Annotated in this window: 20 protein-coding genes; 9 read left to right on the top strand and 11 right to left on the bottom strand. The window is 59.1% G+C overall.

Annotated features, from left to right (window positions below):
• The first annotated feature begins 133 nt into the window (after positions 1–133).
• Entirely contained in the window at positions 134–925 is a 792-nt protein-coding gene (locus EC915_RS21110; RefSeq protein ID WP_133752450.1) for a substrate-binding domain-containing protein, read from the top strand.
• Between the two features lie 141 nt (positions 926–1,066).
• Here the strand turns inward: EC915_RS21110 and EC915_RS21105 are convergent, their stop codons facing one another.
• Together EC915_RS21105 and EC915_RS21100 are read right to left on the bottom strand one after the other, a co-directional pair.
• A complete protein-coding gene (locus tag EC915_RS21105) occupies positions 1,067–1,534 on the bottom strand; it encodes a metallophosphoesterase family protein (RefSeq protein ID WP_133752449.1) in 468 nt (155 codons plus the stop codon).
• A gap of 3 nt (positions 1,535–1,537) precedes the next feature.
• Complete coding sequence (locus tag EC915_RS21100; RefSeq protein WP_133752448.1) at positions 1,538–2,743, bottom strand: MFS transporter; 1,206 nt, start codon at positions 2,741–2,743, stop codon at positions 1,538–1,540.
• Positions 2,744–3,017: 274 nt separating this feature from the next.
• On the opposite strand from EC915_RS21100, the gene EC915_RS21095 reads away from it, so the two are divergent.
• A complete protein-coding gene (locus EC915_RS21095; protein ID WP_133752447.1) occupies positions 3,018–4,079 on the top strand; it encodes a LacI family DNA-binding transcriptional regulator in 1,062 nt (353 codons plus the stop codon).
• Between the two features lie 152 nt (positions 4,080–4,231).
• On the opposite strand, the gene EC915_RS21090 is transcribed toward EC915_RS21095, so the two are convergent.
• The 6 genes from EC915_RS21090 to EC915_RS21065 form a co-directional block, all read right to left on the bottom strand.
• Positions 4,232–4,969 carry an SDR family oxidoreductase gene (locus EC915_RS21090; protein WP_133752446.1) on the bottom strand — a complete coding sequence of 246 codons (738 nt, stop codon included), beginning with the start codon at positions 4,967–4,969 and terminating at the stop codon, positions 4,232–4,234.
• A gap of 2 nt (positions 4,970–4,971) precedes the next feature.
• Positions 4,972–6,504, bottom strand: a complete 1,533-nt coding sequence (locus EC915_RS21085) for an FGGY-family carbohydrate kinase (protein WP_133752445.1) — start codon at positions 6,502–6,504, stop codon at positions 4,972–4,974.
• A gap of 147 nt (positions 6,505–6,651) precedes the next feature.
• The gene (locus EC915_RS21080; protein ID WP_133752444.1) at positions 6,652–7,743 is read right to left on the bottom strand and encodes an alcohol dehydrogenase catalytic domain-containing protein; all 1,092 of its coding nucleotides are present in this window, start codon (positions 7,741–7,743) and stop codon (positions 6,652–6,654) included.
• 117 nt (positions 7,744–7,860) lie between these two features.
• Positions 7,861–8,820 carry an ABC transporter permease gene (locus EC915_RS21075; RefSeq protein ID WP_133752506.1) on the bottom strand — a complete coding sequence of 320 codons (960 nt, stop codon included), beginning with the start codon at positions 8,818–8,820 and terminating at the stop codon, positions 7,861–7,863.
• A 4-nt stretch (positions 8,821–8,824) separates the two neighbouring features.
• Positions 8,825–10,336 (bottom strand): sugar ABC transporter ATP-binding protein, encoded by a 1,512-nt coding sequence (locus EC915_RS21070; protein ID WP_133752443.1) that lies wholly within the window; start codon positions 10,334–10,336, stop codon positions 8,825–8,827.
• An 83-nt stretch (positions 10,337–10,419) separates the two neighbouring features.
• Positions 10,420–11,364 carry a substrate-binding domain-containing protein gene (locus tag EC915_RS21065; protein WP_133752442.1) on the bottom strand — a complete coding sequence of 315 codons (945 nt, stop codon included), beginning with the start codon at positions 11,362–11,364 and terminating at the stop codon, positions 10,420–10,422.
• 221 nt (positions 11,365–11,585) lie between these two features.
• Here EC915_RS21065 and EC915_RS21060 point away from each other — a divergent pair, with 221 nt between their 5' ends.
• From EC915_RS21060 to EC915_RS21030, 7 genes are all read left to right on the top strand, one after another.
• The gene (locus EC915_RS21060) at positions 11,586–12,410 is read left to right on the top strand and encodes an NAD(P)-dependent oxidoreductase (protein WP_133752441.1); all 825 of its coding nucleotides are present in this window, start codon (positions 11,586–11,588) and stop codon (positions 12,408–12,410) included.
• Positions 12,411–12,475: 65 nt separating this feature from the next.
• Complete coding sequence (locus EC915_RS21055) at positions 12,476–13,375, top strand: SMP-30/gluconolactonase/LRE family protein (RefSeq protein WP_133752440.1); 900 nt, start codon at positions 12,476–12,478, stop codon at positions 13,373–13,375.
• Positions 13,376–13,594: 219 nt separating this feature from the next.
• A complete protein-coding gene (locus EC915_RS21050; protein ID WP_133752439.1) occupies positions 13,595–14,506 on the top strand; it encodes a TauD/TfdA family dioxygenase in 912 nt (303 codons plus the stop codon).
• Between the two features lie 34 nt (positions 14,507–14,540).
• Positions 14,541–15,659 carry an ABC transporter substrate-binding protein gene (locus EC915_RS21045; protein WP_133752438.1) on the top strand — a complete coding sequence of 373 codons (1,119 nt, stop codon included), beginning with the start codon at positions 14,541–14,543 and terminating at the stop codon, positions 15,657–15,659.
• 4 nt (positions 15,660–15,663) lie between these two features.
• Positions 15,664–16,575: an ABC transporter permease gene (locus EC915_RS21040; protein WP_133752437.1), complete on the top strand. Its 912-nt coding sequence runs from the start codon at positions 15,664–15,666 to the stop codon at positions 16,573–16,575.
• Positions 16,572–17,360: an ABC transporter permease gene (locus tag EC915_RS21035; protein WP_133752436.1), complete on the top strand. Its 789-nt coding sequence runs from the start codon at positions 16,572–16,574 to the stop codon at positions 17,358–17,360. Before EC915_RS21040 ends, EC915_RS21035 begins: the two co-directional genes overlap by 4 nt.
• Before the next feature lie 39 nt (positions 17,361–17,399).
• The gene (locus EC915_RS21030) at positions 17,400–18,194 is read left to right on the top strand and encodes an ABC transporter ATP-binding protein (RefSeq protein WP_133752435.1); all 795 of its coding nucleotides are present in this window, start codon (positions 17,400–17,402) and stop codon (positions 18,192–18,194) included.
• A 228-nt stretch (positions 18,195–18,422) separates the two neighbouring features.
• Here EC915_RS21030 and EC915_RS21025 read toward each other — a convergent pair whose 3' ends face one another.
• From EC915_RS21025 to rpsO, 3 genes are all read right to left on the bottom strand, one after another.
• Entirely contained in the window at positions 18,423–18,779 is a 357-nt protein-coding gene (locus tag EC915_RS21025; protein ID WP_133752434.1) for a BON domain-containing protein, read from the bottom strand.
• Between the two features lie 295 nt (positions 18,780–19,074).
• Positions 19,075–21,180: a polyribonucleotide nucleotidyltransferase gene (gene pnp, locus EC915_RS21020; protein ID WP_133752433.1), complete on the bottom strand. Its 2,106-nt coding sequence runs from the start codon at positions 21,178–21,180 to the stop codon at positions 19,075–19,077.
• Positions 21,181–21,353: 173 nt separating this feature from the next.
• The gene (rpsO, locus tag EC915_RS21015; RefSeq protein WP_133752432.1) at positions 21,354–21,623 is read right to left on the bottom strand and encodes a 30S ribosomal protein S15; all 270 of its coding nucleotides are present in this window, start codon (positions 21,621–21,623) and stop codon (positions 21,354–21,356) included.
• Between the last annotated feature and the right edge of the window lie 81 nt (positions 21,624–21,704).

The raw sequence follows: 21,704 nt of genomic DNA, 5'->3' as shown, positions 1-21,704 counted from the left end.
AACCTGGGGCAGGAAATGCCCTCTTTGATTGGTTGACTTCAACAAAGGGATTTATTCGTCGCCCAATTACCACATACTGCCCGCGCTGTTTTATTTCCTCAGCGCCATTTTCAACATCGCCAGGTTCATCTTCATGAAAAAAATTCTGCCTTATCTTCTGAGCGCCGCCGTCGCCTTTATTCCAGCCGCTTTTACTCAGGCCGCAACATCTCCAGCCCCGGTTCAACTGATCGTATTGAGCTCCGGCGGCATCATGGCCGCATTCAAGGCCATCACCCCCGATTACGAACAACGGGTGGGTGTCAAACTGCTGGGCGAAGTCGCGCCCTCGATGGGCACTACCCCGCAAGCCATTCCCAATCGCCTCGCACGCCAGGAGCCCGCCGATGTCGTGCTGATGGTGAGCGCGGCAATGGACAAGCTGATCAAGGACGGCCAGGTCGATCCGAAGACCCGTGTGGATTTGGGCAAGTCCTACATCGCCATGGCGGTAAAACAGGGCGCGCCGCATCCTGACATCAGCACGATGGAGGCCTTCAAGCAGACGCTGCTCGACGCCAGGAGCATCGCCTATTCCGACAGCGCCAGCGGTATGTACCTGTCACGCGTGCTGTTCAATCAGATACACGTTGCCGACCGTATTCAGAACAAAAGCCACATGATTCCCGCCGAACCTGTGGGTGAAGTGATCGCTCGCGGCGATGCGCAAATAGGCTTTCAGCAGTTGAGCGAATTGAAGCCGGTGGATGGCATCGACATCGTCGGCCTGATCCCCGACCAGGCCCAGCAAATGACCCTGTATTCGGCCGGTGTCGTGACCCGAAGCAAGCACCCCGAGCAGGCAAAGCAGCTCCTGGATTTCCTGAGCTCATCGGCCGCCGCCCCGGCGATCAAGGCCAGCGGGCTGGACCCGATTGCGAAGTAATTGAACGCGGGATGGACTTCATCGGCTAGGGATAGTCCCTGTGGGAGCGACTTCATTCGCGAAAATCGTGCAGCCTATAGAGATGCGTTAGCTGCACCGAAGTCTCGCGAATGAATTCGCTCTCACAGTTCTTGTATCAGGCTAATCGGGTTGCAACTCAATCAGCTCGCCCCGGATGTCGAGCCCGTCGATGTGCAGGATACCGACGCTAATCGGCAACTTGAAACGCCGAGGTCCGGCACTGCCGGGGTTGATGAAGAGCATGCCGTGGCGTGTCTGCTGCAGCGGCTTGTGCGAATGCCCGGTCACTACCACCCGGACATCCGGCGGCAATGTGTCGGGCACGTCGGCAAGGATGTGGGCGACGTAAATCCCCACCAACCCCACACGCAGCACGGCCTCGGACGGCACATCGGCGGCCCAGGCGTCATCGGTGTCGTTGTTGCCGCGAACGACGGTCAGCGGCGCGATTTGTTTGAGCGTGTCGAGAATCCCCGGCTTGCCGATATCGCCGCCATGAATCAGATAATCACAGTCACGCAACGCTTCCAGCGCCTGGGGACGCAGCAAACCGTGGGTATCCGAGATCAGCCCGACCTTTATCCCCATCGCTCAACTCCCGGACGGCGTAATGGCCGCTTGACGAGCCTGTACGCGCTTCATGCTGATCATCGCCAGCAACGCCACCACTGCCACCAGCGAGGCAAAGAACTCACCGACATGCGGCAAACCGAATGCCTGCACGCTGAAACCGACAGCGACTACCGGCAGTGAAATCGAGATGTAGAGCACGACAAAAAACGCTGACGTCACTGCGGCTTTCTGATTCGGCGGGCTGCTCGCCGTCACCGCGCCCATGCCGGCACGCAGAATCATGCCCTGCCCCACGCCTGCCATGAGACCGGCACAGACCAACAGCAGCAGTTGCGCGGTGGCGATACTCAGGCCCAGACACACCATTCCAAGGATCAAACCGACGCAACCAAGGGTCATGTGCAACCCCTTGGGTAACCATTGCAGCAACGTCTGGCCAATGATCGAAGACACGAAAAACAACCCGATCACCGCGCCAATCAATAGCCCGCCATGAACCTGCATGATGTGAATCATCACCGACGGCACCATGCTGGTGAACAACCCAGCAACGCTGAACCCGGCCAGGCCGGCGATCGAGGCCGAGATGAACACACTGCGTACCGACGCCGGAACCGAGGGCTTCTGGATGCGCAGTTTCAGCTGTGCCGGGCGCTGCACGGTTTCGCGAATCACGGCCACACCGACCGCCGCCAGCAACAGCAGCGCAAGGTGCACGTAGAAAATCAGATGCAGGGGATCGGCCAGGTTTTGTGAGGTGAACCCTGCCAACAAAGGCCCGAGCCCTAAGCCCAGCATGTTGGCTGCAGTGGCCATGAGTGTGGCGTTCTTCCAGGTTTTCGGCGCCAGCTCGATTACCGCTACAGTCGCAGTGCCGGTCATGATGCCTGCCGAGAACCCGGAAAAAAGCCGACCGATCAGCAGACCGCCAATCGAATCGGAGAACAGGAATATCAAGGCACTGACCGCGCCCATGCACAGCCCCGCCAGCAGCAGCGGCCGACGTCCCAGCTGGTCCGACCAACTGCCTACCACCAACAGCGCTGCGATCACCCCTGCCGCATAGATGGAAAAGATGAGGGTCAGCCAGCTCGCGTCGAACCCCAGCTTTTGCTGATAGATCGCGTAGAGCGGCGTCGGCAATGTGGTGCCGAGCATGGCGATCAACAGCGCCGCAGCGGCGATGAAGAAATCGCGAGAAGAGGATGAAGCCGGCGAGGTCATGAGTTCTCCAGACCAATTAAGAGGGGTGCACATTATTCGCGCTTTGCGCAGGGCACGGCGGAAAAACTGCAGTAGCGAGTTGACCGCAGCACAAACCGTTGCGTTCGATGCGTTATGCCCGTCGCCGACAGCGCCACGCGCGCTTGCGATGAAAACGATAACACCCGACCCGCCTGACTCGCCGCTTTGCCGCCCCAACCGTGCTAGCCTTGGCCAATTCAGCGCTAATGCGGCCGCCCCGCACGCTGCCCCGATCCAAGGCCGCCAGAAGTCCATGAGCAAAAAGACCCCCGTCACCATTTCCGACATCGCCCGGCGTGTGAACATGACCCCCGTCACCGTTTCCCGGGCCTTGAACAAACCCGATCTGGTCAAGCCCGCGACCCTGGCGCGCATCCTGGAAGTGGCCGAGGAACTGGATTACGTGCCCAATGCATTTGCCCGCAGTCTCAAGCGCAGCGAGAGCATGATCATCGGCGTCATTACCGCCTCTGTGGACAACCCGTTCTACAGCGAGATGATCAAAGCCATTTCCCGCGAAGCGAAAAAGCATGGCTACACCATCATGCTGGTGGACACCGACAGTTCGCAGGAGCTGGAGCGCAAGGCGGTGGACACCCTGCTCGGTTACCGGGTGGCGGGGATCGTGTTGTCGCCGGTGTCCGACGAGCCGACTTATCAGCCCGGTTATCTGAGCCGCCTGAGCAATGGCGATATTCCCGTGGTGCAACTGGACCGTGCATTGCACGACAGCCCGTTCAGCCACGTGGTGCTGGACAACTACCACAGCGGCCTGAAAGGTGCGGGGTATCTGCTGGCCACAAATCCGCAGATGAAACGCCTGCTGGTATTGACCGGGCCTGCGCATTCGCGGATCTCCGAAGAGCGCCTCAAGGGCGTGAAAGCGGCGCTGACGCAAAGCGGCAAACAGGTGCAACTGGATGTGTTCGCCGGGGATTACACGCTGCAACCGGCCTATCAAAGCACCCTCGATTTCCTGCAGGCGCACCCGCTGCCGGATGCCATTTTCGGTTTCAACCAGTTGATTACGCTGGGGGCGATGAAGGCCTTGCGTGACTGCGGTATTGCCCACGAAAGCCTGCCCATCTGCGGCATCGACCGACTGCCTTTCGCCGACATCTTCGGCATCCCCATCGCCTGCATCGCCCACGACGCATCCCTGGCCGGCAGCAGCGCGGTGAAGATGCTGTTCGAGCGGATTCAGGACCGGTATCTGCCGAAGGCGAAGGTAGTGATTGTGGGACGGTTGGAGAATGGCTCGATCTCGCAGCGTCCACCTGCTCTGCCTGACCCCGCGCAGGCTCACCCACACTGAAGGCTCAATCGGCACCGCACTTGTAGAAGCGAATTCATTCGCCAAGGATCGTACAAGCACCGCATTCCTGTCGCCCGTACCATTTTTCGCGAATCAATTTTCTCCCACAGTGGGTATGCATACGGCCTGCAACTGAGCGCCTGATTTGATGACTACCGGCTGGTATACCCACCATCAATCGGCAACGACACGCCGCTGATCATCGATGCTGCGCTGCTGAGCAGGAACAGAATCGGTGCGGCGACTTCAGACGTCTCGGCAAAACGCCCAAGCGGAATCGCAGCCAGTGCCGGGTCACGCTTGCTCGGTTCGCTCCACGCCATCATGGCCATGGGCGTGAGGGTGACGGTCGGGTTGACGCTGTTGACGCGAATGCCGTGCCGACCCCATTCACCGCACTGCACACGAGTCATGGCGTCCATCGCGCCTTTCGACGCGCAGTAACTCAAGTGATCGTCCAGCGCCACCAATGACGCCTGGCTGGAGACGTTGACGATGCTGCCCGCCACGCCCTGCGCGAGCATCTTTTTCGCCACACTCGCCGCAACCATTGCTGCCGCCCGTACATTGACCGTCATGACCTGATCGAATGCGGCGGCGCTGACGTCTGTGGCGGCTTCAAGAATGGAAATCCCCGCGCAATTGACCAGACCGTGCATCACTGGCAAATCCGCGAGCAATGCGGTCAGTTGCAGATGATCGCCGATCTCCACGCGCAGCACGTGACAGCCTTGGGCTTCCAGTTGTTGCAGCGCCCCTGGATCACGCCCGAGGGCATACACCTGGGCACCGCTGATGAGCAATTGCCGGGCGACTTCCCAGCCGATGCCGCTGCTGGCGCCGGTCACCAGAATGCGCTGGCCGCTGAAATCGAAATGGGCGGTATTCACAGTCAGGCTCCCTGCAGACGATGCATGATGGGTTTAAGCGCCGGATACAGCGCCACGTAATCGGCGAACAAGCGTGAATACAGCGCTACGTTGTGGGCCTGCGGTTCGGCCCTGCGCTGCAGTTGCACCCAGCCTTTATGCACCTGCGTCTCGTCCACCAGCCCGCCTGCGTAGGCTGCGAGCAACGCTGCACCGAAGGCCGCCTCCACTTCCTGAACGATGGTGTAGACCGGAAAGTGGGTGACGTCAGCGATGATCTGCATCCACAGATCCGAATGGCTGGCGCCGCCGACCACGATCAGTCGCGGGTCCAGGGATTGCGCGCCTTTGGTGCCAGCTTCGATGTTGTGACGCAGGGCGAAGGTGACGCCTTCCAGCACCGCGCGATACAGGTGAATACGGGTGTGGTAGAGGTTGAGACCGACGAAACTACCGCTGGCTTTGGCATCCCACACCGGGCTGCGCTCGCCCATCAGGTAGGGCTGGAAAAGCACGCCGTCGCTGCCTGCAGGAATCTGCGTCGCGGCGCGTTCGAGAATGGCGTGGCTGTCTTCACCCGTTTCGCGGCCCTCTTGCTCTTCGGCCTGACAGAACTGTTCGCGAAACCAGCTCACCGACGCGCCTGCGGTAATCGCGCCGCCAAAGATATAGAGGTCTTTCGCACCGTTGAAGACGTGGGGAAAACTCACAAGCCCGTGCCGGGCATCGACCTGCTGATTGAGGTAACCCCAGCACATGCTGGTGCCAATCATGGCCACGTGGTTGCCGGCCTGGGTCACGCCCGCCGCGAACGTCGCCATGGCCGCATCCACGCCGCCGCCGAGCAAGGGTATCCCCGCCGACAGCCCCAGGCATTCGGCCCACTCAGCCAGCAACCCGCCGACCACATCGCCGGAGTACACCAGACGCTCAGGCATCATCGACGACGGGATGCCAAGTGCGTCGAGCATTTCCGCTGACCAGCTTCGCGCCTGGATGTCATAGACGCCGCCGATGTTGCCAGCAGCGCTGTGGTCCACTGCGATCTCGCCAGTGAGGCAGTAATTGATATAGCTGTTGGGCGGCAGCAGCAAGCGCGTCTGGGCCCAGATGTGCGGCTGTTTATCCTTGAGCCAGAGCATCTTGGTGAAACCGTAATAGCTGTCCACCGAGTTGCCGGTGATCGCGTGCAGCCGCTCGAGATCGACATGCTGATTGACCCACCCGACCTGCTCTTCGGCGCGCCGATCCATCCAGATCAGACACGGATACAGCGGCTTGACCTGCGCGTCGACGGCAATACCCGAGCCGCCGTACAGGCTGCTGATGCAGAGGGCTTTGACGCTGTCTTTGGGCACGCCGCCCTGGCGCATGCAGCCTGCGACACAGGTCTGGACGGCATCGAGCCACACCTGCGGCCATTGTTCGGCCCAGCGAGGTTTTGGCGTGTCGACCTTATAGCCATGGCTGTGCTGCGCGACGATGCGGCCCTGAGCGTCGACCAGCAGTGCCTTGGTGCTCTGGGTGCCGATGTCGACCCCGATGACATATTCCATCTTTGTGCGCTCTCTTGTTGTTGGATACACCACCTGATCTGCGACGCTCCAAGCGCATCATCGCGAATGAATCCGCACCCACAGGAGAGCGCACTCTAGCTGTGGGTGTAAATTCATTCGCCAGACGGCATCAAGCGCGGCACACATTCAGACCCCGGTTGCAGGCTTGAGCAACACCTTGATCGACTTCGTCGAGTTCGCCAGTTCGAACGCCTCGGCGTAGTCATCCAGCCCGAAGTCATGGGTGACGATGCCTGCGGAGGTCACCAGTCCACGCTCGAACAGGTCGATGGCAATCGGGTAGCAATACGGGCCCAGATGGGCGCCGCGCACGTCCAGCTCCTTGCGGTCGCCGATGATCGACCAGTCGGCGCTGGTCTCGGCACCGAACACGCTGAACTCGACGAAACGACCCAGCTTGCGAATCAGGTCCAGTCCTTGAGTCACACCCACCGGCACGCCGGTGGTCTCGATATACACATCACAGCCATAACCATCGGTAAGGCCGTTAATAATCTCTTTCGCGTTGTCGCGGCCGGGGTTGATCACTACGTCGGCACCGAATGTCTTCGCCAGCTCCAGACGCTCGTCGACCATGTCGATGACCACCAGTTTCCTCGGCGTTTTCAGGGCCGCAACCTGCACCATGCACAGGCCCAGCGTGCCTGCGCCAGCGATCACCAGGACGTCATCGAGTTGCACCTCACCCCGGTTGACGGTGTGGATCGAGCAGGCCATCGGCTCGACCAGCGCGGAGTCTTCCAGCGACACCGACTCGGGAATCCTGTGCACGATGGCCGTCTTCGGAATGCGCATGTATTGCGCCATGCCGCCTTCGGCCACATCCTTCTGGAAGCCGAAAATGTTGTGCACTTCGCACATCCAGTACTTGCCGGATTTGCAGAACCTGCACTTCTCGCAGGGCACGATCTGCTCGGCGATGACCTTGTCGCCGAGCTTCACACCGAAGTGTTCTTCAGCGCCCTCGCCGACCGAGTCGACGTAGCCGAAGAATTCGTGGCCTGGCACCACCGGCGCCTTGACCCAAGGGCTTTCACCACCCCAGAACATTGCCGCCCCCGAATGGCATTTGCAGTCGCTGGCACAGATACCGCAGGCGCCGATGCGAATCACCAGTTCATTGGCGCGGGCCACGGGTTTGCTGATGCGCTCCAGACGATAGTCCTTCGGTGCATGGCAGACGACGGCTTGCATGGTGGTTTTTGTGTTTTGTTCCATGTCGGTTCACCTGTTGGGTTATTCGGTCGGCTGATTTGGCCGCAGATTCAATTTCGATTCGTTGGTGACTGCAGCGGCCCTTTCATGAGCAAGCTCATGAAAGGGCCGCCACATGCCTTATTTATGCCGCTGCCGACTGATGAAAATCGCCAGCAAAATGATTGCGCCCTTGATCACGCTCTGTACGTACGGCGACACGCCAAGCATGTTCAGCCCGTTGTTGAGCACGCCCAACAACAGCGCGCCCACCAGCGTGCCGATGATCACGCCGCGTCCGCCCGCAATCGACGCACCGCCCAATACGACGGCAGCAATCGCATCCAACTCGAAACCAATCCCGGCATTCGGCTGGCCACTCATCAGGCGCGAGGACAGCACCAGCCCGGCAATCGCCGCCGTCAGGCCGCTGATCGAATACACCAGCAGCTTGAAGCGCGAAGCACGCACGCCAGACAGGCGCACAGCTTCCTCGTTGCCACCAATGGCATACACGTAGCGACCGATGCGCGTGTGCTGCAACAACACCCAGGCGACGAAGTAGGTCAGCAGCATGATCAGGATCGGCACTTGAATACCGAACAAGGTGCCGCGACCGAACCAGGCGAACCACTCCGGCATGCCTGCAATCGGGTAGCCGTCGGTGTACATCAGGCCCAGGCCGCGAGCGATGCCCATGGTCGCGAGGGTGACGATGATCGGTGGCATTTTCAGGTAGGCGACAAAGACACCGTTACCCACCCCGAAGCCCACACCCACCAGCAAGCCAATGAGAATCGCAATGGGCGCAGGGACACCCGCGACCATCAACCCCGTCGTCAGCGTGCCAGACAGCGCCATGACAGGCCCCACCGACAAATCGATGCCGCCGGTGAGAATCACGCAAGTCATGCCGACGGCGATGATCGCGTTGATCGACACCTGGCGCGCGATGTTTTCCAGGTTCGCACCGGTGAGGAATTTGTCGCTGGCAAAGATCATGAAGACGGTCACCAGCAATAGCCCGACAAAGGGATAAAGCGCCGGCGAGCGGATCAGTCGGGCAACGTTGTGCTTCGTCCGGCCAGGTTGCGCGGTCATGGTTTTAGTGGAGGTGTTCACTGTTCAGACTCCCGGTGGCGTGACGCATCACTTCTTGCGGGTTGATGGCCGTTGACTCCAGTACATTGACGATGGCGCCCTTGTTGAAGACGGCCACGCGGTCGCACATGCCGATGATTTCCGGCAGTTCCGAAGAGATCATGATGATCGCGTAGCCTTGTTCGGTGAGTGTGCGCATCAGGGTGTAAATCTCCGCCTTGGCACCGACGTCGATGCCGCGGGTCGGTTCGTCGAAGATCAGAATGTCGCAGTGGTGATTGAGCCAGCGCGCGATCACCACCTTCTGCTGATTACCGCCGCTCAAGTTGAGCACCCGGCTTTCGCAGGTGGGCGCCTTGATCGACAGCTGCTTCATCAACTCATCGGTGGTGGTGTCTTCCTTGTGCCGGTCGAGCAGATGCGCCACGCCTTCGTACTTGCCCAGATTATTCAGCGAGATGTTTTCACGAATGCTGAAATCGACGATCAGCCCTTCACTCTTGCGGCTTTCCGGCAGCAGGCCGATGCCATTGGCCAGCGCATGGGCCGGGTCACTGAGATTGACCGACTGGCCGCGCAGCAGTACGTCCTTACTCATCACCGGCAACGCGCCAATCACCCCCAGCGCCAGCTCCGTACGCCCCGAACCGACCAGCCCGGCAAAGCCGAGAATCTCGCCTTTATGCAGAGTGAAACTGTTGTGCGGGCCGTTGCGGGTCAGTTGAATATCACGCACCTGCAAAACCACATCGCCGCGCGGCCGGCTTGGCTTGGGTGGGAAACTGGCCTCCAGACGCCGACCCACCATCATCTCCACCAACGTATCGATATCGCTGTCGGCCACGGTCAACGCGCCAACGTTGGCGCCGTCGCGCAACACGCTGATGCGGTCGCAGACCTGAAAGATTTCCTCCAGGTGATGGGAGATGAAAATCACCGCCACGCCCTGGCTTTTCAGCTCGCGCATGATGTCGAACAGCAGCTCGGCCTCGGACGGCGTCAGAGTCGCGGTCGGCTCATCGAGAATCAGCAGACGCGCCTCAAGGGCCAGCGCTTTGGCAATCTCGACGAACTGCTGCTCGGCGACGCTCAGATGCTGCACCGAACACTCCAGATTGATCCTCACGCCAAGACGGTCAAACAATGCGATGGCCTTTTCACGCATCTCACTTTTACGCAGCCAGCCCAAGCCGTTAACGATCTCATGACCGAGGAAAATGTTTTCCACGGCATCGAGGTAGGGAATCAGGCTGAATTCCTGAAAGACGATGCCGATGCCCGCCGCCACCGCTTCGTTGTAGGTCGCGAAGTGCTGCTCGGCGCCATTGATGCGAATGCTGCCTTTGTCCTGATGTTCGACACCGGCCAAGATCTTCATCAGCGTGGATTTGCCCGCGCCGTTCTCGCCGAGCAGTGCATGAATTTCGCCGCACTCGACCTCAAGGTTGATCGACTTGAGCGCATGCACGCCGGGGTAGCTTTTACAGATGTTTTCCAGTTGCAGAAGGCAGCTCATGGGCACCTCGCCAAAGCAGAAACTCGCTTGAATCGGCGGTGCTTGCCGGACCGCAAACGATCAGGCAAGCAGCGACAGTCCGGTTACCAGGAAAAGGTTTTGGCCTTGGCCTGATCCACCAGGAGGATGTCCACGGGAACGGTGGCCGGGACTTGCGAGCCCCACTTTCTGGCAAGCGCCAGCCCCAGGGCCAGACGCACCTGATCGCGCGGGTATTGGGCGGAGGTGGCGATGAACTTGCTATCGGCCTTCTGGATTTCCTTGATCGCTTCCGGCGCGCCGTCGACGCTGGTTAACTTGACGTCCATGCCGCTGGATTCGATGGCGGCCAGTGCGCCAAGCGAGCCATTGTCGTTGACGCTGAACAGGCCTTTGAGAGTGGGCTGCGCCTGGAGCATGTTCTCGGTCACGCTCAGTGCCTGATCACGTTCCTGTTTGCCGTTCTGAATGCTGACGATTTTGATGTCCGGGTACTTGCCCAATGCTTCCTTGCAGCCGCGAACCCGCTCCAGGATCGGCACCACGGCGATACCGTCGAGAATACCGACGTCGCCCTTGCCGCCGATGTTTTTGGCCAGGTAGTCACAGGCCTGAACGCCTGCGTCAAAGTTCTTCGAGCCGACGAACGAATCCAGCGGGCCATTGGCCTGAGCGTCGACCGCAACAACCACAACACCCTTGTCGTGAGCCTCTTTGACGGCGGACTGAACACCCACCGAATCGGTCGGGTTGATGATCAGAATATCGATGCCTTTTTGCAGCATGTCTTCGATGTCGCTGATCTGCTTGGAAACGTCGTGACGCGCATCGGTCACCAGCAACGTCGCGCCGATGCTGCGGGTGGCGTCCTGCAGCGCGTCCTTCATGGTCACGAAATAGGGGTTGTTGATCTCTTGAAACGAGGCACCGATCTTCAGCGGAGCGTTTTTGGCGTCTGCGGCGTGGGCGGTTGTAAAGCTGGCGCACGCTACTGCTATAGCGAGCGAACAAAAGACGGCAGGGAAGCCCTTCTTGAGGCGAGTTGTCATGGCGAGAAATCCTGTTGTTTTTATTGTTAAACCGGAAATGTCATCGTTAACATTCCGGAAATTAGCAGAGAAACTGGAGGTCCGCAACAACCGTCAAACGGCATGCATGCTTCCCTTACCGCGTTGACATTTTTTGCAACGAATGCGGATAATCCGGTCACATGTCATACGACAACGGATGACACCAATAACAACAACATTTCAATCAGGGCTTGCTCACGATGACTCAATCAAGTGCCCACACCCCGTTCAACCGCCTGCTGCTCACCGGTGCGGCTGGCGGACTTGGCAAGGTACTGCGCGAAAGCCTGCGCCCCTATGCCCGAATCCTGCGTCTTTCCGACATCACCGAAATGGCCCCCGCCGCTGGCGAGCATGAAGAAGTGCAGATTGGCGACCTGGCGGACAAGACCGCTGTCGATCATCTGGTCGAAGGCGTCGATGCCATCGTGCATTTCGGCGGCGTCTCCACGGAGCGTTCGTTCGAAGACATTCTCGGCCCCAATATCTGTGGCATTTTCCATATCTACGAAGCGGCGCGTCGTCACGGCGTGAAGCGCGTGGTGTTTGCCAGTTCCAATCATGTGATTGGCTTCTATCGCCAGGACCAGACCATCGACGCCAGCGCTGCACGGCGTCCAGACAGTTACTACGGCCTTTCCAAGTCCTACGGTGAAGATCTCGCCAGCTTCTACTTTGATCGCTATGGCATTGAAACCGTGAGCATCCGCATCGGCTCCTCGTTCTCCGAAGCGCAGAACCTTCGGATGATGAACACCTGGCTGAGCTATGACGACCTCACTCAGTTGGTCGAGCGTGGCTTGTTCACCCCCAATGTCGGTCATACCGTGGTGTACGGCGCGTCCAACAACGCCCATGTCTGGTGGGACAACCGTCTGGCTAATCATCTGGATTACCAGCCCAAGGACAGCTCCGAGCAGTTCCGTGCCAAGGTCCAGGCGCAGCCAATGCCGGCGTCGGACGATCCGCTGATGGTCTATCAGGGTGGCGCGTTTGTGGCGGCAGGCCCGTTCGACGACAAGTGAAACTGCGTTGAAAGCGGCCGGCCAGGTTGGCCGTCCCGCCCTCTTGAACCTCACAGGTGGTCATCATGCAGGCTGAGCTGATCCTCGACTCATGCAACGTTACTGGCGAATGTCCGGTCTGGCATGCCGGTGAGCAAGCGCTGTACTGGGTGGATATCCCGGCGCGAACACTCAACCGCTGGAGTGCGCTGGATAATCAGGCTTGCAGCTGGGAAGCGCCGCAGATGCTGGCGTGCGTCGCCAGCTATGGCGACGGTAGCTGGCTGGCGGGTATGGAGGACGGCTTGTTCCGCGTTCGCCCGCAAGAGGACGGAACGCTCGCCTCGCAACGGCTGGCGGGTGTCAAACACGCGCGGCCAAACATGCGCTTCAACGATGGTCGCTGCGACCGCCAAGGACGTTTCTGGGCAGGCACGATGTTCATGGACATGGCCGAGACGTCCGCGGTGGGCGCGTTGTATCGCTACGCAAGCGGCCAACGTGAAGCGCTCAGCGCCAGCGTTACGGACATGATCGTACCCAACGGGCTTGGCTTCAGTCCTGACGGCGCGCTCATGTACCTTTCTGACTCTCACCCCTCGGTGCAGAAAGTCTGGGTGTTCGACTACGACGTCGACAGCGGTACGCCGCACAATCGCCGCCTGTTCATCGACATGAATCAACATCCCGGCCGTCCTGATGGCGCGGCGGTGGACGCCGATGGCTGCTATTGGATTTGCGGCAATGACGCAGGCCTGGTCCACCGTTTCACGCCCGCAGGGAAACTGGATCGTTCCATGCCAGTGCCGGTGAAGAAGCCGTCCATGTGTGCTTTCGGAGGTCGCGATCTGGACACGCTGTTTGTGACCTCGATTCGTCCCGATGGAGACCTCAGCGATCAGCCTCTGGCTGGCGGAGTGTTTGCCTTGCGGCCAGGCGTTCAGGGGCTTGAAGAACCGCTGTTCGGCAAGGGATCTGCCAGGTGAACCCTGACATCACCTCATGAACATGCGATGACCGCTTTTTCATCGCATCGCGTTAGAAGATACCGCCTGCCATTCCGAAATAACCTTATGAAGTTTGGTTATCTTCATAAAGCTCCTGCATAAACTCCTCTTCTATATTTATGACAAAAGGTGATTAGCGATTCACTGATTTATATCTTTATGATCTGAGCCATAACAACCTGAACAGGAGTGAAGGACATGGCGATTCAGATCAAACCCGTAGCAGGCAGGATTGGCGCCGAGTTGAGTGGCATCAAACTTTCCGGTGATATCAACACGCAAGATTTCGACTTCATCAACCGCGCGCTGCTGGAGCACAAGGTCCTGTTCTTGCGCGAGCAGTTCCTCACCGATGAGCAGCACGAAAGCTTCTCCCGGCGCTTTGGCGATCAAGTGCCACATCCGACCGTACCTTCTGCCAGGCAGAGCAACGCCATCCTGCATCTGGACGCCAGGGAGACCCGTGCCAACTCCTGGCACACCGACGTCACCTTCGTCGCCAATTACCCGAAGATTTCCATTCTGCGTGGCGTGGTCATTCCTCCCTACGGCGGCGATACCGTATGGGCCAACACAGCTGCCGCATACGCCGACCTGCCTGCGCCACTGAAGACGCTGGCGGACAGTCTGCGGGCCTTGCACACCAATCTCTACGATTACGCGGCGCCGCGAGACACCGGCGATGCCGGGGTAAAGCGCTATCGCGAGCAGTTCACTGCGCAGGTTTACGAAACCGAACATCCGCTGGTACGCGTGCATCCCGAAACCGGCGAGCGCAGCCTGCTGCTCGGGCACTTCGTCAAACAGATTCAAGGTCTCAGCAGCAATGATTCCAAACAACTGATCCGCCTGTTCCACGACCGCATCACTCATCTGGACAACACCGTACGCTGGCGCTGGAGCGAGGGCGATGTGGTGATCTGGGACAACCGCGCTACTCAGCACATCGCAATCAACGACTACGGCAACGCTGAACGTATCGTGCGTCGCACAACCGTGGCCGGCGACATCCCGGTAGGCGTCGATGGACGCGCGAGCCAGGCGATCAAGCCCACCTCCGACACCCTTTCCCCGCCGACAGAAGCCGACAAAAAGCATCTGGCCGCCTGACTCCCCGTCGCTCAATTCTCAAGGAAAAAACGTCATGGCAAAGACCAAGCGCCCCTCTGTATTGAGTACGAAAAGTGTAGCTACCGCACTGGCGGCGCTGCTGATGGTGCCCTTGGCCGAGGCCGACGTGCTGCGCATTGGCGTGGCCAGCGCGGGGGGCGGCGATCCGGTTACCTTCAGCGGCTCGCCCTTGGGCATCGTGCGCAACCAGCAGCTTCTGGAAAAAGCCTTCGAGGGCACCGGCACCGAAATTCAATGGTTTTTCTTCAAGGGCGCAGGCCCTGCGGTGAACGAGGCGCTCTCGAATCAGCAGCTGGATTTCGCCTACGAAGGCGACCTGCCGCAAGTAGTCGGGCGTGCCAACGGCCTGGACACCAAACTGCTGGCCGCCATCGGTGTGCGCTCCAACGTGTACCTGGCAGTGCCGAAAGGCTCGGACATCAAGACCATCGAAGACCTCAAGGGCAAGAAAGTCGCAGTGTTCCGGGGCACCAACGGCCATCTGGTGTCGATCAACCTGTTGGCCGATCACGGTCTGACCGAACGCGATTTGAAAGTGATCAACCTCGACAGCGGCAGCAGCCAGGCCGCCCTCGCGTCTAAAGGAGTCGATGCCGCATTCGGCGGTCGTGAGCTGTTCAAGCTGCGCGATCAGGGGCTTGCGGACATCATCTTCGATAACCCGAACAACGACGTACGCTACACCCGCCAGTGCGCTCTTGTGGTTCGCGGCGCCTATGAAAAGGAACACGCGGACAACGTGCAGAAGGTGATCAACACCTTGGTTGATGCCGCCAAATGGGAGTCCGAAGAGAGCAACCGCGACGCCGTGCTCAGCGAGTGGGCCAAGACCAACGAACCGCTGGCCTCGCTCAAGGCCGATTTCGGGCATATCACCTTGCGCGACAGTGCCTCGCCATTGGTGGATGAATTCCTGCGCACGCGTTATCAGGCAGTCGCCGATCAGGCCAAGGACGAGAAGATGATTCGCCGTCCGGTGACCATCGACGGCTGGTTCGAAACCAAATACCTGGAAAACGCGCTGAAAGCCAAAGGCCTTGAGCATTACTGGACAGCCTATGGCGCGGACGGCAAGGCACCCGCGAACAACGCGACGGCGTCATCGGACAAAACCCTCAACAACGGAGGCTGATGCCATGGCCAGAGCCACCGCAACCGCGCTCGATCCACGACAGTCGCCAGCCAAGACACTGGCGCCTGTGGAACGTCTGCCTAACGTCCCGGCTCGCCCGCCACGGCGCGTGGCCACTGCTGCGCGTCCTCGTAAAGCCTGGCAAATCCGCACGCTGAACCTCGCGCTGTCGTGGCTGCTGCCCGCCGCGCTGCTGGGCCTCTGGTATCTGGGCACCGAGCGCGGATGGCTTTCCGAGCAGGTACTGCCGCCGCCAGCTTACGTCTATCAAACGCTGACGGATCTGTTCACCACCGGCGATCTTTGGCTCAACGCCTCGGCCAGTCTGCAAAGGGTACTGGCGGGTTTTCTGATCGGCTCCGGGCTTGGTGTAACGCTGGGGCTGTGCATGGGGCTGTCGAAGACCGTCGAGGACTACCTGCTGCCCACCTTCAACGCACTGGTGCAGATCCCGGTGTTGGGCTGGATGCCCTTCGCCCTGCTGCTGTTCGGCATCGGCGAGCCCTTAAAATACGTACTTATCGCCCATGCAGCGCTAGTGCCGGTCACCCTGTGTACCTTGCAGGCGTTTAATCAAGCGCCCAAGCGCCTGCTGGAAGTGGGTCAGGCTTACGGCTTCAGTCAGCGTCAGATCGTCACCGACATCGTCCTGCCATGCGCGATTGCGCCGATCTTCACCGGGCTGCGCCTGGGCTTCACCAAAGCCTGGCTGTCGCTGGTGGTGGTCGAGCTGCTCGCCTCCAGTGAAGGCCTGGGCTATCTGATTGCTTACGGACGTCAGTTGTTTCAGCTGGATCTGGTGATGGCGGCGGTTGTAGTGGTCGGCACCGTCGGGCTGTTGATCGATCGTGGGTTCGAAGTCATCGAGCGGCGTCTCAACAAGGGTCGGACAGTGACGCCGGGGAGATTGGCATGAGTTCATTGGCAGTCACACCCACCTCTGGGCAACATCGCTATCGCGGCTGGGTCGTGCCCGTGGCAGGTGTCGCCCTTTGGTGGCTGGCGGCGAACCAGGGCTGGAGTGATTCGGGCCTGCTGGTGTCGCCGCAGACGGTCGCGGTTACCGCCTGGGAACAGGTGACTTCTGGCCAGTTCTGGCGGGCGATTTCGTCGAGTCTGGCACGCGACCTCAGCGGCTTTTTCATCGGCACTGTACTGGGCCTGGTCCTCGGCTGCCTGCTGGGCTTCTCGCGATTGTTCGAGCGGCTGGTGGGACCAAGTTTCAATACGTTCAAGCAGATTTCGTTGTTCGCCTGGATCCCGCTGATTTCGGTGTGGTTCGGCCTGGGTGACGTGGCCAAGGTGGTCTTTCTTTCTCTGGCGGCACTGGTGCCCGTGGTGGTCAACACCTGCGACGGTCTGCGCAACGTACCCAACGCGTTTGTGGAAGTGGCCAAGGTGTATGGCTTCAGTCGCTGGCAAACCATCGTCGGGGTGATGCTGCCCGCAGCGCTGCCTTCGATCTTTACCGGGATTTATCTGGCGCTGGTGTACTCATGGCTTGCCACCATCGGCGCTGAATACCTGCTGGTCTCAGGCGACGGCATCGGCAACACGCTGATCGACGGCAGCGAGCATTTCATGATGGATCTGGTGCTGTTCGGCATGGTCATCATCGGGCTGGTCGGTTGGGGGCTAAACGTTCTGGCACGCCGACTGGAGCGTCGTATGCAACGGCTGTACGGCATCGCACCTCGCTAGTCTTTCCTCTCGACCATTACGCATTCAAAGGAATCCACCATGTCTGCCAGTCAACCGCTTCCCCTTTCAACACCGCAAGGCAACGGGCTGCGTCTGGAGCACATCAGCAAGCACTTCTCCGGCACCGGCAACGACACGCCGCTGCACGTGCTGGACAACATTCAGCTGGACATCGCTCCTGGCGAATTCATTACCATCGTCGGCGCCAGCGGTTGCGGCAAATCGACCCTGCTGCGGCTGATTCTGGGGCTTGATGAGGAATTCGACGGGCGCCTCCTGCTCGATGACAGACCGATCAAGGGCACGGGGCTTGAGCGCGGCATCGTGTTTCAGGATCATCGTCTGTTCCCGTGGCTGACCGTGGAACAGAACGTCGCCGTGGGGTTGAAAAACGCGCCGCTGACACCTGCGCAAAAGCGCGAAACCGTACGCGAGCATATTCATCTGGTGGGTCTCCAGGACTTCACCGAGTCCTATCCGCATCAGATTTCCGGCGGCATGGCGCAACGCGTGGCAATCGCCCGCGGCTTGGTGAATCGTCCCAGTGTGTTGTTACTGGACGAGCCTTTCGGCGCGCTCGATGCATTGACCCGCACTCGCCTGCAACGCGAACTGCAGAACATCTGGCAGCAGGAAAAAATCACCATGGTCCACGTGACCCATGATGTGGATGAGGCGGTGTATCTGGGTGATCGTGTGGTGGTCATGCAACCGCATCCGGGGCGGATTCGGCGCATCCTCGACATCGACTTGCCACGCCCACGCAATCGCAGCGATGCGCGGTTCATTGCGCTGCGTGACGATGTGCTGAGTGATTTTGCAGAAGTGTCGTGAGGCACTGATGACTCGGCAGAATGCATCTGTAACAGGGTCGCTTCATGCTGCGACACAGGCTGCGTTCATTTCGCTTGAGTTAGCCAGCCCCTGAATAAAACAAGCCCCGACGCGAGCGCCAGGGCTTGTAATGGCCACATCCTTGTGGCCTTCGCATGAACCTTCAATCGATCGACTGACGACCTCCCTGGCCTTCAATCGCCCGTTCGTACGGTTCCTGGAAATTGATTACTCAGCTTTCAGGCCGTCAGCCGAAACGGCTTTTACGCCTTTGATTTTCTTGGTGATAGCAACGGCGGTAGCCTTTTGAGCATCAGTGACAGCGACGGTCGACGACAGGGAAACCACGCCTTTGTTGGTCTCAACCTTGATATCGGAACCTGGGATGCCTTTCTCAGTCAGCAGGTCGGATTTGACTTTGGTAGTGATCCAGGTGTCAGCAGTGGCTTCTTTAGTTTTATTGACTTCGCCTGAAGCAACCGTCATAGGCGCTTGAGCTTGAGTAGAGGTCTGAGCCATGGCTACGTTAGCCAGAGTCAGGGTCAGAGCAGTGGCGGTAGCAGCAGCGATAGCGAACTTCTTCATACGAGTAACTCCTGTTTTTCTCAGAAACTGCGCCAACCTCGTTGGCCGCAGGGTTACTGGTATATCGCAATCGCTGTGCCACATCTCGATGAGCTGTTTTTACCTTATAAATCAGCAGGTTAAAAAACTTCCAGTTCACTACCGTCGTGCAGATTGCCCGTTTATCAAAAGTTCCGCTTGCAAGATGCATGTTCGCGTCTGCCGACGGAGTGCCTTCCTACGCTGTAAGCCATTAATTGCAATCGAAAAAAAAGGGCCCTATACGGGCCCTTTTTACAGCCGGAGCTATATAGCGTTAGACGCCCGAAGCTTTGGCAGCTGCTACGTCTTTGATCGACAGCTTGATGCGGCCGCGGTTATCAACGTCCAGTACCAGCACTTCGACTTCCTGACCTTCTTTCAGAATGTCGGTCACTTTCTCTACTCGAGCATCGCTCAGCATGGAAATGTGAACCAGGCCATCTTTACCCGGCAAGATATTGACGAATGCGCCGAAGTCGACGATGCGTTCAACCTTGCCGACGTAGATCTTGCCGATCTCGGCCTCAGCGGTGATGCCCAGAACGCGCTGACGTGCTGCTTCAGCCGCTTCCTTGGTTTCGCCGAAGATCTTGATCGAGCCGTCGTCTTCGATGTCGATCGAAGCCTTGGTTTCTTCGCAGATGGCGCGGATGGTTGCACCACCTTTACCAATGACGTCACGGATCTTGTCGGTGTCGATCTTCATCGCGATCATGGTCGGAGCATTTTCCGACAGCTCGGTACGCGACTGACCGATGATGGTGTTCATCTGGCCGAGGATATTCAGGCGAGCTTCCAGGGCCTGGCCCAGGGCGATCTCCATGATCTCTTCGGTGATGCCCTTGATCTTGATGTCCATCTGCAGCGCGGTGACGCCTTTGGCGGTACCGGCTACTTTGAAGTCCATGTCGCCGAGGTGGTCTTCGTCACCCAGGATGTCGGTCAAGATGGCGAACTTCTCGCCTTCCTTGACCAGACCCATGGCGATACCGGCAACCGGTGCCTTCATCGGCACACCGGCGTCCATCAGTGCCAGGGAAGCGCCGCAGACCGAAGCCATGGAACTGGAACCGTTGGACTCGGTGATTTCCGATACGACGCGGATGGTGTACGGGAACACATCAGCGGCTGGCAGCATGGCCTGAACCGAACGACGGGCCAGGCGGCCGTGACCGATTTCACGACGACCAGCGCCGCCCATGCGACCACACTCGCCCACCGAGAACGGAGGGAAGTTGTAGTGCAGCATGAAGGGGTCTTTCTTCTCGCCTTCAAGGGTGTCAAGCAACTGCGCGTCACGTGCGGTACCCAGGGTGGCAACGACCAGCGCCTGAGTTTCGCCACGAGTGAACAATGCCGAACCGTGGGTCTTTGGCAGAACGCCAACTTCGATGTTCAGCGGACGCACGGTACGGGTGTCGCGACCGTCAATACGAGGCTTGCCGTTAACGATGTTTTCGCGAACGGTGCGGTATTCGATTTCACCGAATGCGGCTTTGACTTCGGAGGCAGACGGGCTGCCCTCTTCGACAGCCAGCTTGGCAACGATCTGATCCTTCAACTCGCCCAGGCGAGCGTAGCGGTCGGCCTTGACGGTAATGGTGTAGGCCTCGGAGATGGCAGCGCCGAACTCGGAGCGGATAGCGCCCAGCAATTCGGTCGCTTCAGCTTTCGGAGCCCAATTCCAGACAGGCTTGGCGGCTTCGGCTGCCAGCTCTTTGACGGCCTTGATCACCGACTGGAATTCATCGTGGGCGAACAGCACGGCGCCCAGCATCTGGTCTTCGGTCAGCTCTTTGGCTTCGGATTCGACCATCAGTACCGCTTCTTCGGTACCGGCTACAACCATGTCCAGGCTCGATGCCTTGAGTTGCTCGTAAGTCGGGTTCAGCAGGTAGCCGGTGCTTTCATGGAAAGCCACACGCGCGGCACCGATCGGGCCGTCGAAAGGAATACCGGAGATTGCCAGCGCTGCCGACGTACCGATCATCGCAGCGATATCCGGATCGGTTTTCTTGCTGGTGGAAACGACGGTGCAGACAACCTGCACTTCGTTCATGAAGCCTTCGGGAAACAGGGGGCGGATCGGACGGTCGATCAAACGCGAAGTGAGGGTTTCTTTTTCCGAAGGACGGCCTTCACGCTTGAAGAAACCGCCTGGGATCTTGCCGGCAGCGTAGGTTTTTTCCTGATAGTGAACGGAAAGTGGGAAGAAGCCTTTGCCGGCGTCTGCTTGCTTGGCGCCGACCACAGTCACGAGCACGGTGACGTCGTCGTCAACGGTGACCAATACCGCACCAGAAGCTTGACGGGCGATGCGGCCTGTCTCCAGGGTTACGGTCGATTGACCGAATTGAAATTTCTTGATTACCGGGTTCACGGTTTCCTACCTTCTTTGTGGCTCTTGGGGGAACTAGTTTCTTGCGAATTCTTGGGCAGCGAGGGGAATCGGCCCCTTCGGCAGTCCAGATAAAACTAGAGGCTGGAGGCCTGTCAGAAACCCCGGTAAACCGGCGAATACTGGCAGACGACCAACCTCTTACTGCGACGTTATTAGCGACGCAGACCCAGACGACCGATCAGGGCGCTGTAACGGCTAACGTCCTTACCTTTCAGGTAATCCAGCAGCTTACGACGCTGGTTTACCATACGGATCAGACCACGACGGGAGTGGTGGTCCTTACCGTTGGCCTTGAAGTGGCCTTGCAGTTTGTTGATGTTGATGGTCAGCAGTGCAACTTGCACTTCTGGCGAACCCGTGTCACCAACAGCTTGCTGGTAGTCGGTTACGATCTGAGCTTTTTCTTCAACGCTGAGTGCCATGTGGGCATTCCTTTATCAGGAAACCGCTCCAGAGAGAGGTTTCAACAGGCCGAGAGCAGACTCTCGTATTAAAAAGTGAGG

It is taken from the genome of Pseudomonas sp. LP_7_YM (assembly GCF_004364435.1).
Taxonomy (GTDB): Bacteria; Pseudomonadota; Gammaproteobacteria; order Pseudomonadales; family Pseudomonadaceae; genus Aquipseudomonas.
Note: the sequence above shows the minus strand (reverse complement) of the source record. Positions and strands in the feature narration are given on the sequence as shown.

Coding starts and splice junctions, on each gene's coding strand:
- EC915_RS21110 (WP_133752450.1), top strand. CDS start 134: ATGAAAAAAATTCTGCCTTATCTTCTGAGCGCCGCCGTCGCCTTTATT.
- EC915_RS21105 (WP_133752449.1), bottom strand. CDS start 1,534: ATGGGGATAAAGGTCGGGCTGATCTCGGATACCCACGGTTTGCTGCGT.
- EC915_RS21100 (WP_133752448.1), bottom strand. CDS start 2,743: ATGACCTCGCCGGCTTCATCCTCTTCTCGCGATTTCTTCATCGCCGCT.
- EC915_RS21095 (WP_133752447.1), top strand. CDS start 3,018: ATGAGCAAAAAGACCCCCGTCACCATTTCCGACATCGCCCGGCGTGTG.
- EC915_RS21085 (WP_133752445.1), bottom strand. CDS start 6,504: ATGGAATATGTCATCGGGGTCGACATCGGCACCCAGAGCACCAAGGCA.
- EC915_RS21080 (WP_133752444.1), bottom strand. CDS start 7,743: ATGGAACAAAACACAAAAACCACCATGCAAGCCGTCGTCTGCCATGCA.
- EC915_RS21075 (WP_133752506.1), bottom strand. CDS start 8,820: ATGACCGCGCAACCTGGCCGGACGAAGCACAACGTTGCCCGACTGATC.
- EC915_RS21070 (WP_133752443.1), bottom strand. CDS start 10,336: ATGAGCTGCCTTCTGCAACTGGAAAACATCTGTAAAAGCTACCCCGGC.
- EC915_RS21065 (WP_133752442.1), bottom strand. CDS start 11,364: ATGACAACTCGCCTCAAGAAGGGCTTCCCTGCCGTCTTTTGTTCGCTC.
- EC915_RS21060 (WP_133752441.1), top strand. CDS start 11,586: ATGACTCAATCAAGTGCCCACACCCCGTTCAACCGCCTGCTGCTCACC.
- EC915_RS21055 (WP_133752440.1), top strand. CDS start 12,476: ATGCAGGCTGAGCTGATCCTCGACTCATGCAACGTTACTGGCGAATGT.
- EC915_RS21050 (WP_133752439.1), top strand. CDS start 13,595: ATGGCGATTCAGATCAAACCCGTAGCAGGCAGGATTGGCGCCGAGTTG.
- EC915_RS21045 (WP_133752438.1), top strand. CDS start 14,541: ATGGCAAAGACCAAGCGCCCCTCTGTATTGAGTACGAAAAGTGTAGCT.
- EC915_RS21040 (WP_133752437.1), top strand. CDS start 15,664: ATGGCCAGAGCCACCGCAACCGCGCTCGATCCACGACAGTCGCCAGCC.
- EC915_RS21035 (WP_133752436.1), top strand. CDS start 16,572: ATGAGTTCATTGGCAGTCACACCCACCTCTGGGCAACATCGCTATCGC.
- EC915_RS21030 (WP_133752435.1), top strand. CDS start 17,400: ATGTCTGCCAGTCAACCGCTTCCCCTTTCAACACCGCAAGGCAACGGG.
- EC915_RS21025 (WP_133752434.1), bottom strand. CDS start 18,779: ATGAAGAAGTTCGCTATCGCTGCTGCTACCGCCACTGCTCTGACCCTG.
- rpsO (WP_133752432.1), bottom strand. CDS start 21,623: ATGGCACTCAGCGTTGAAGAAAAAGCTCAGATCGTAACCGACTACCAG.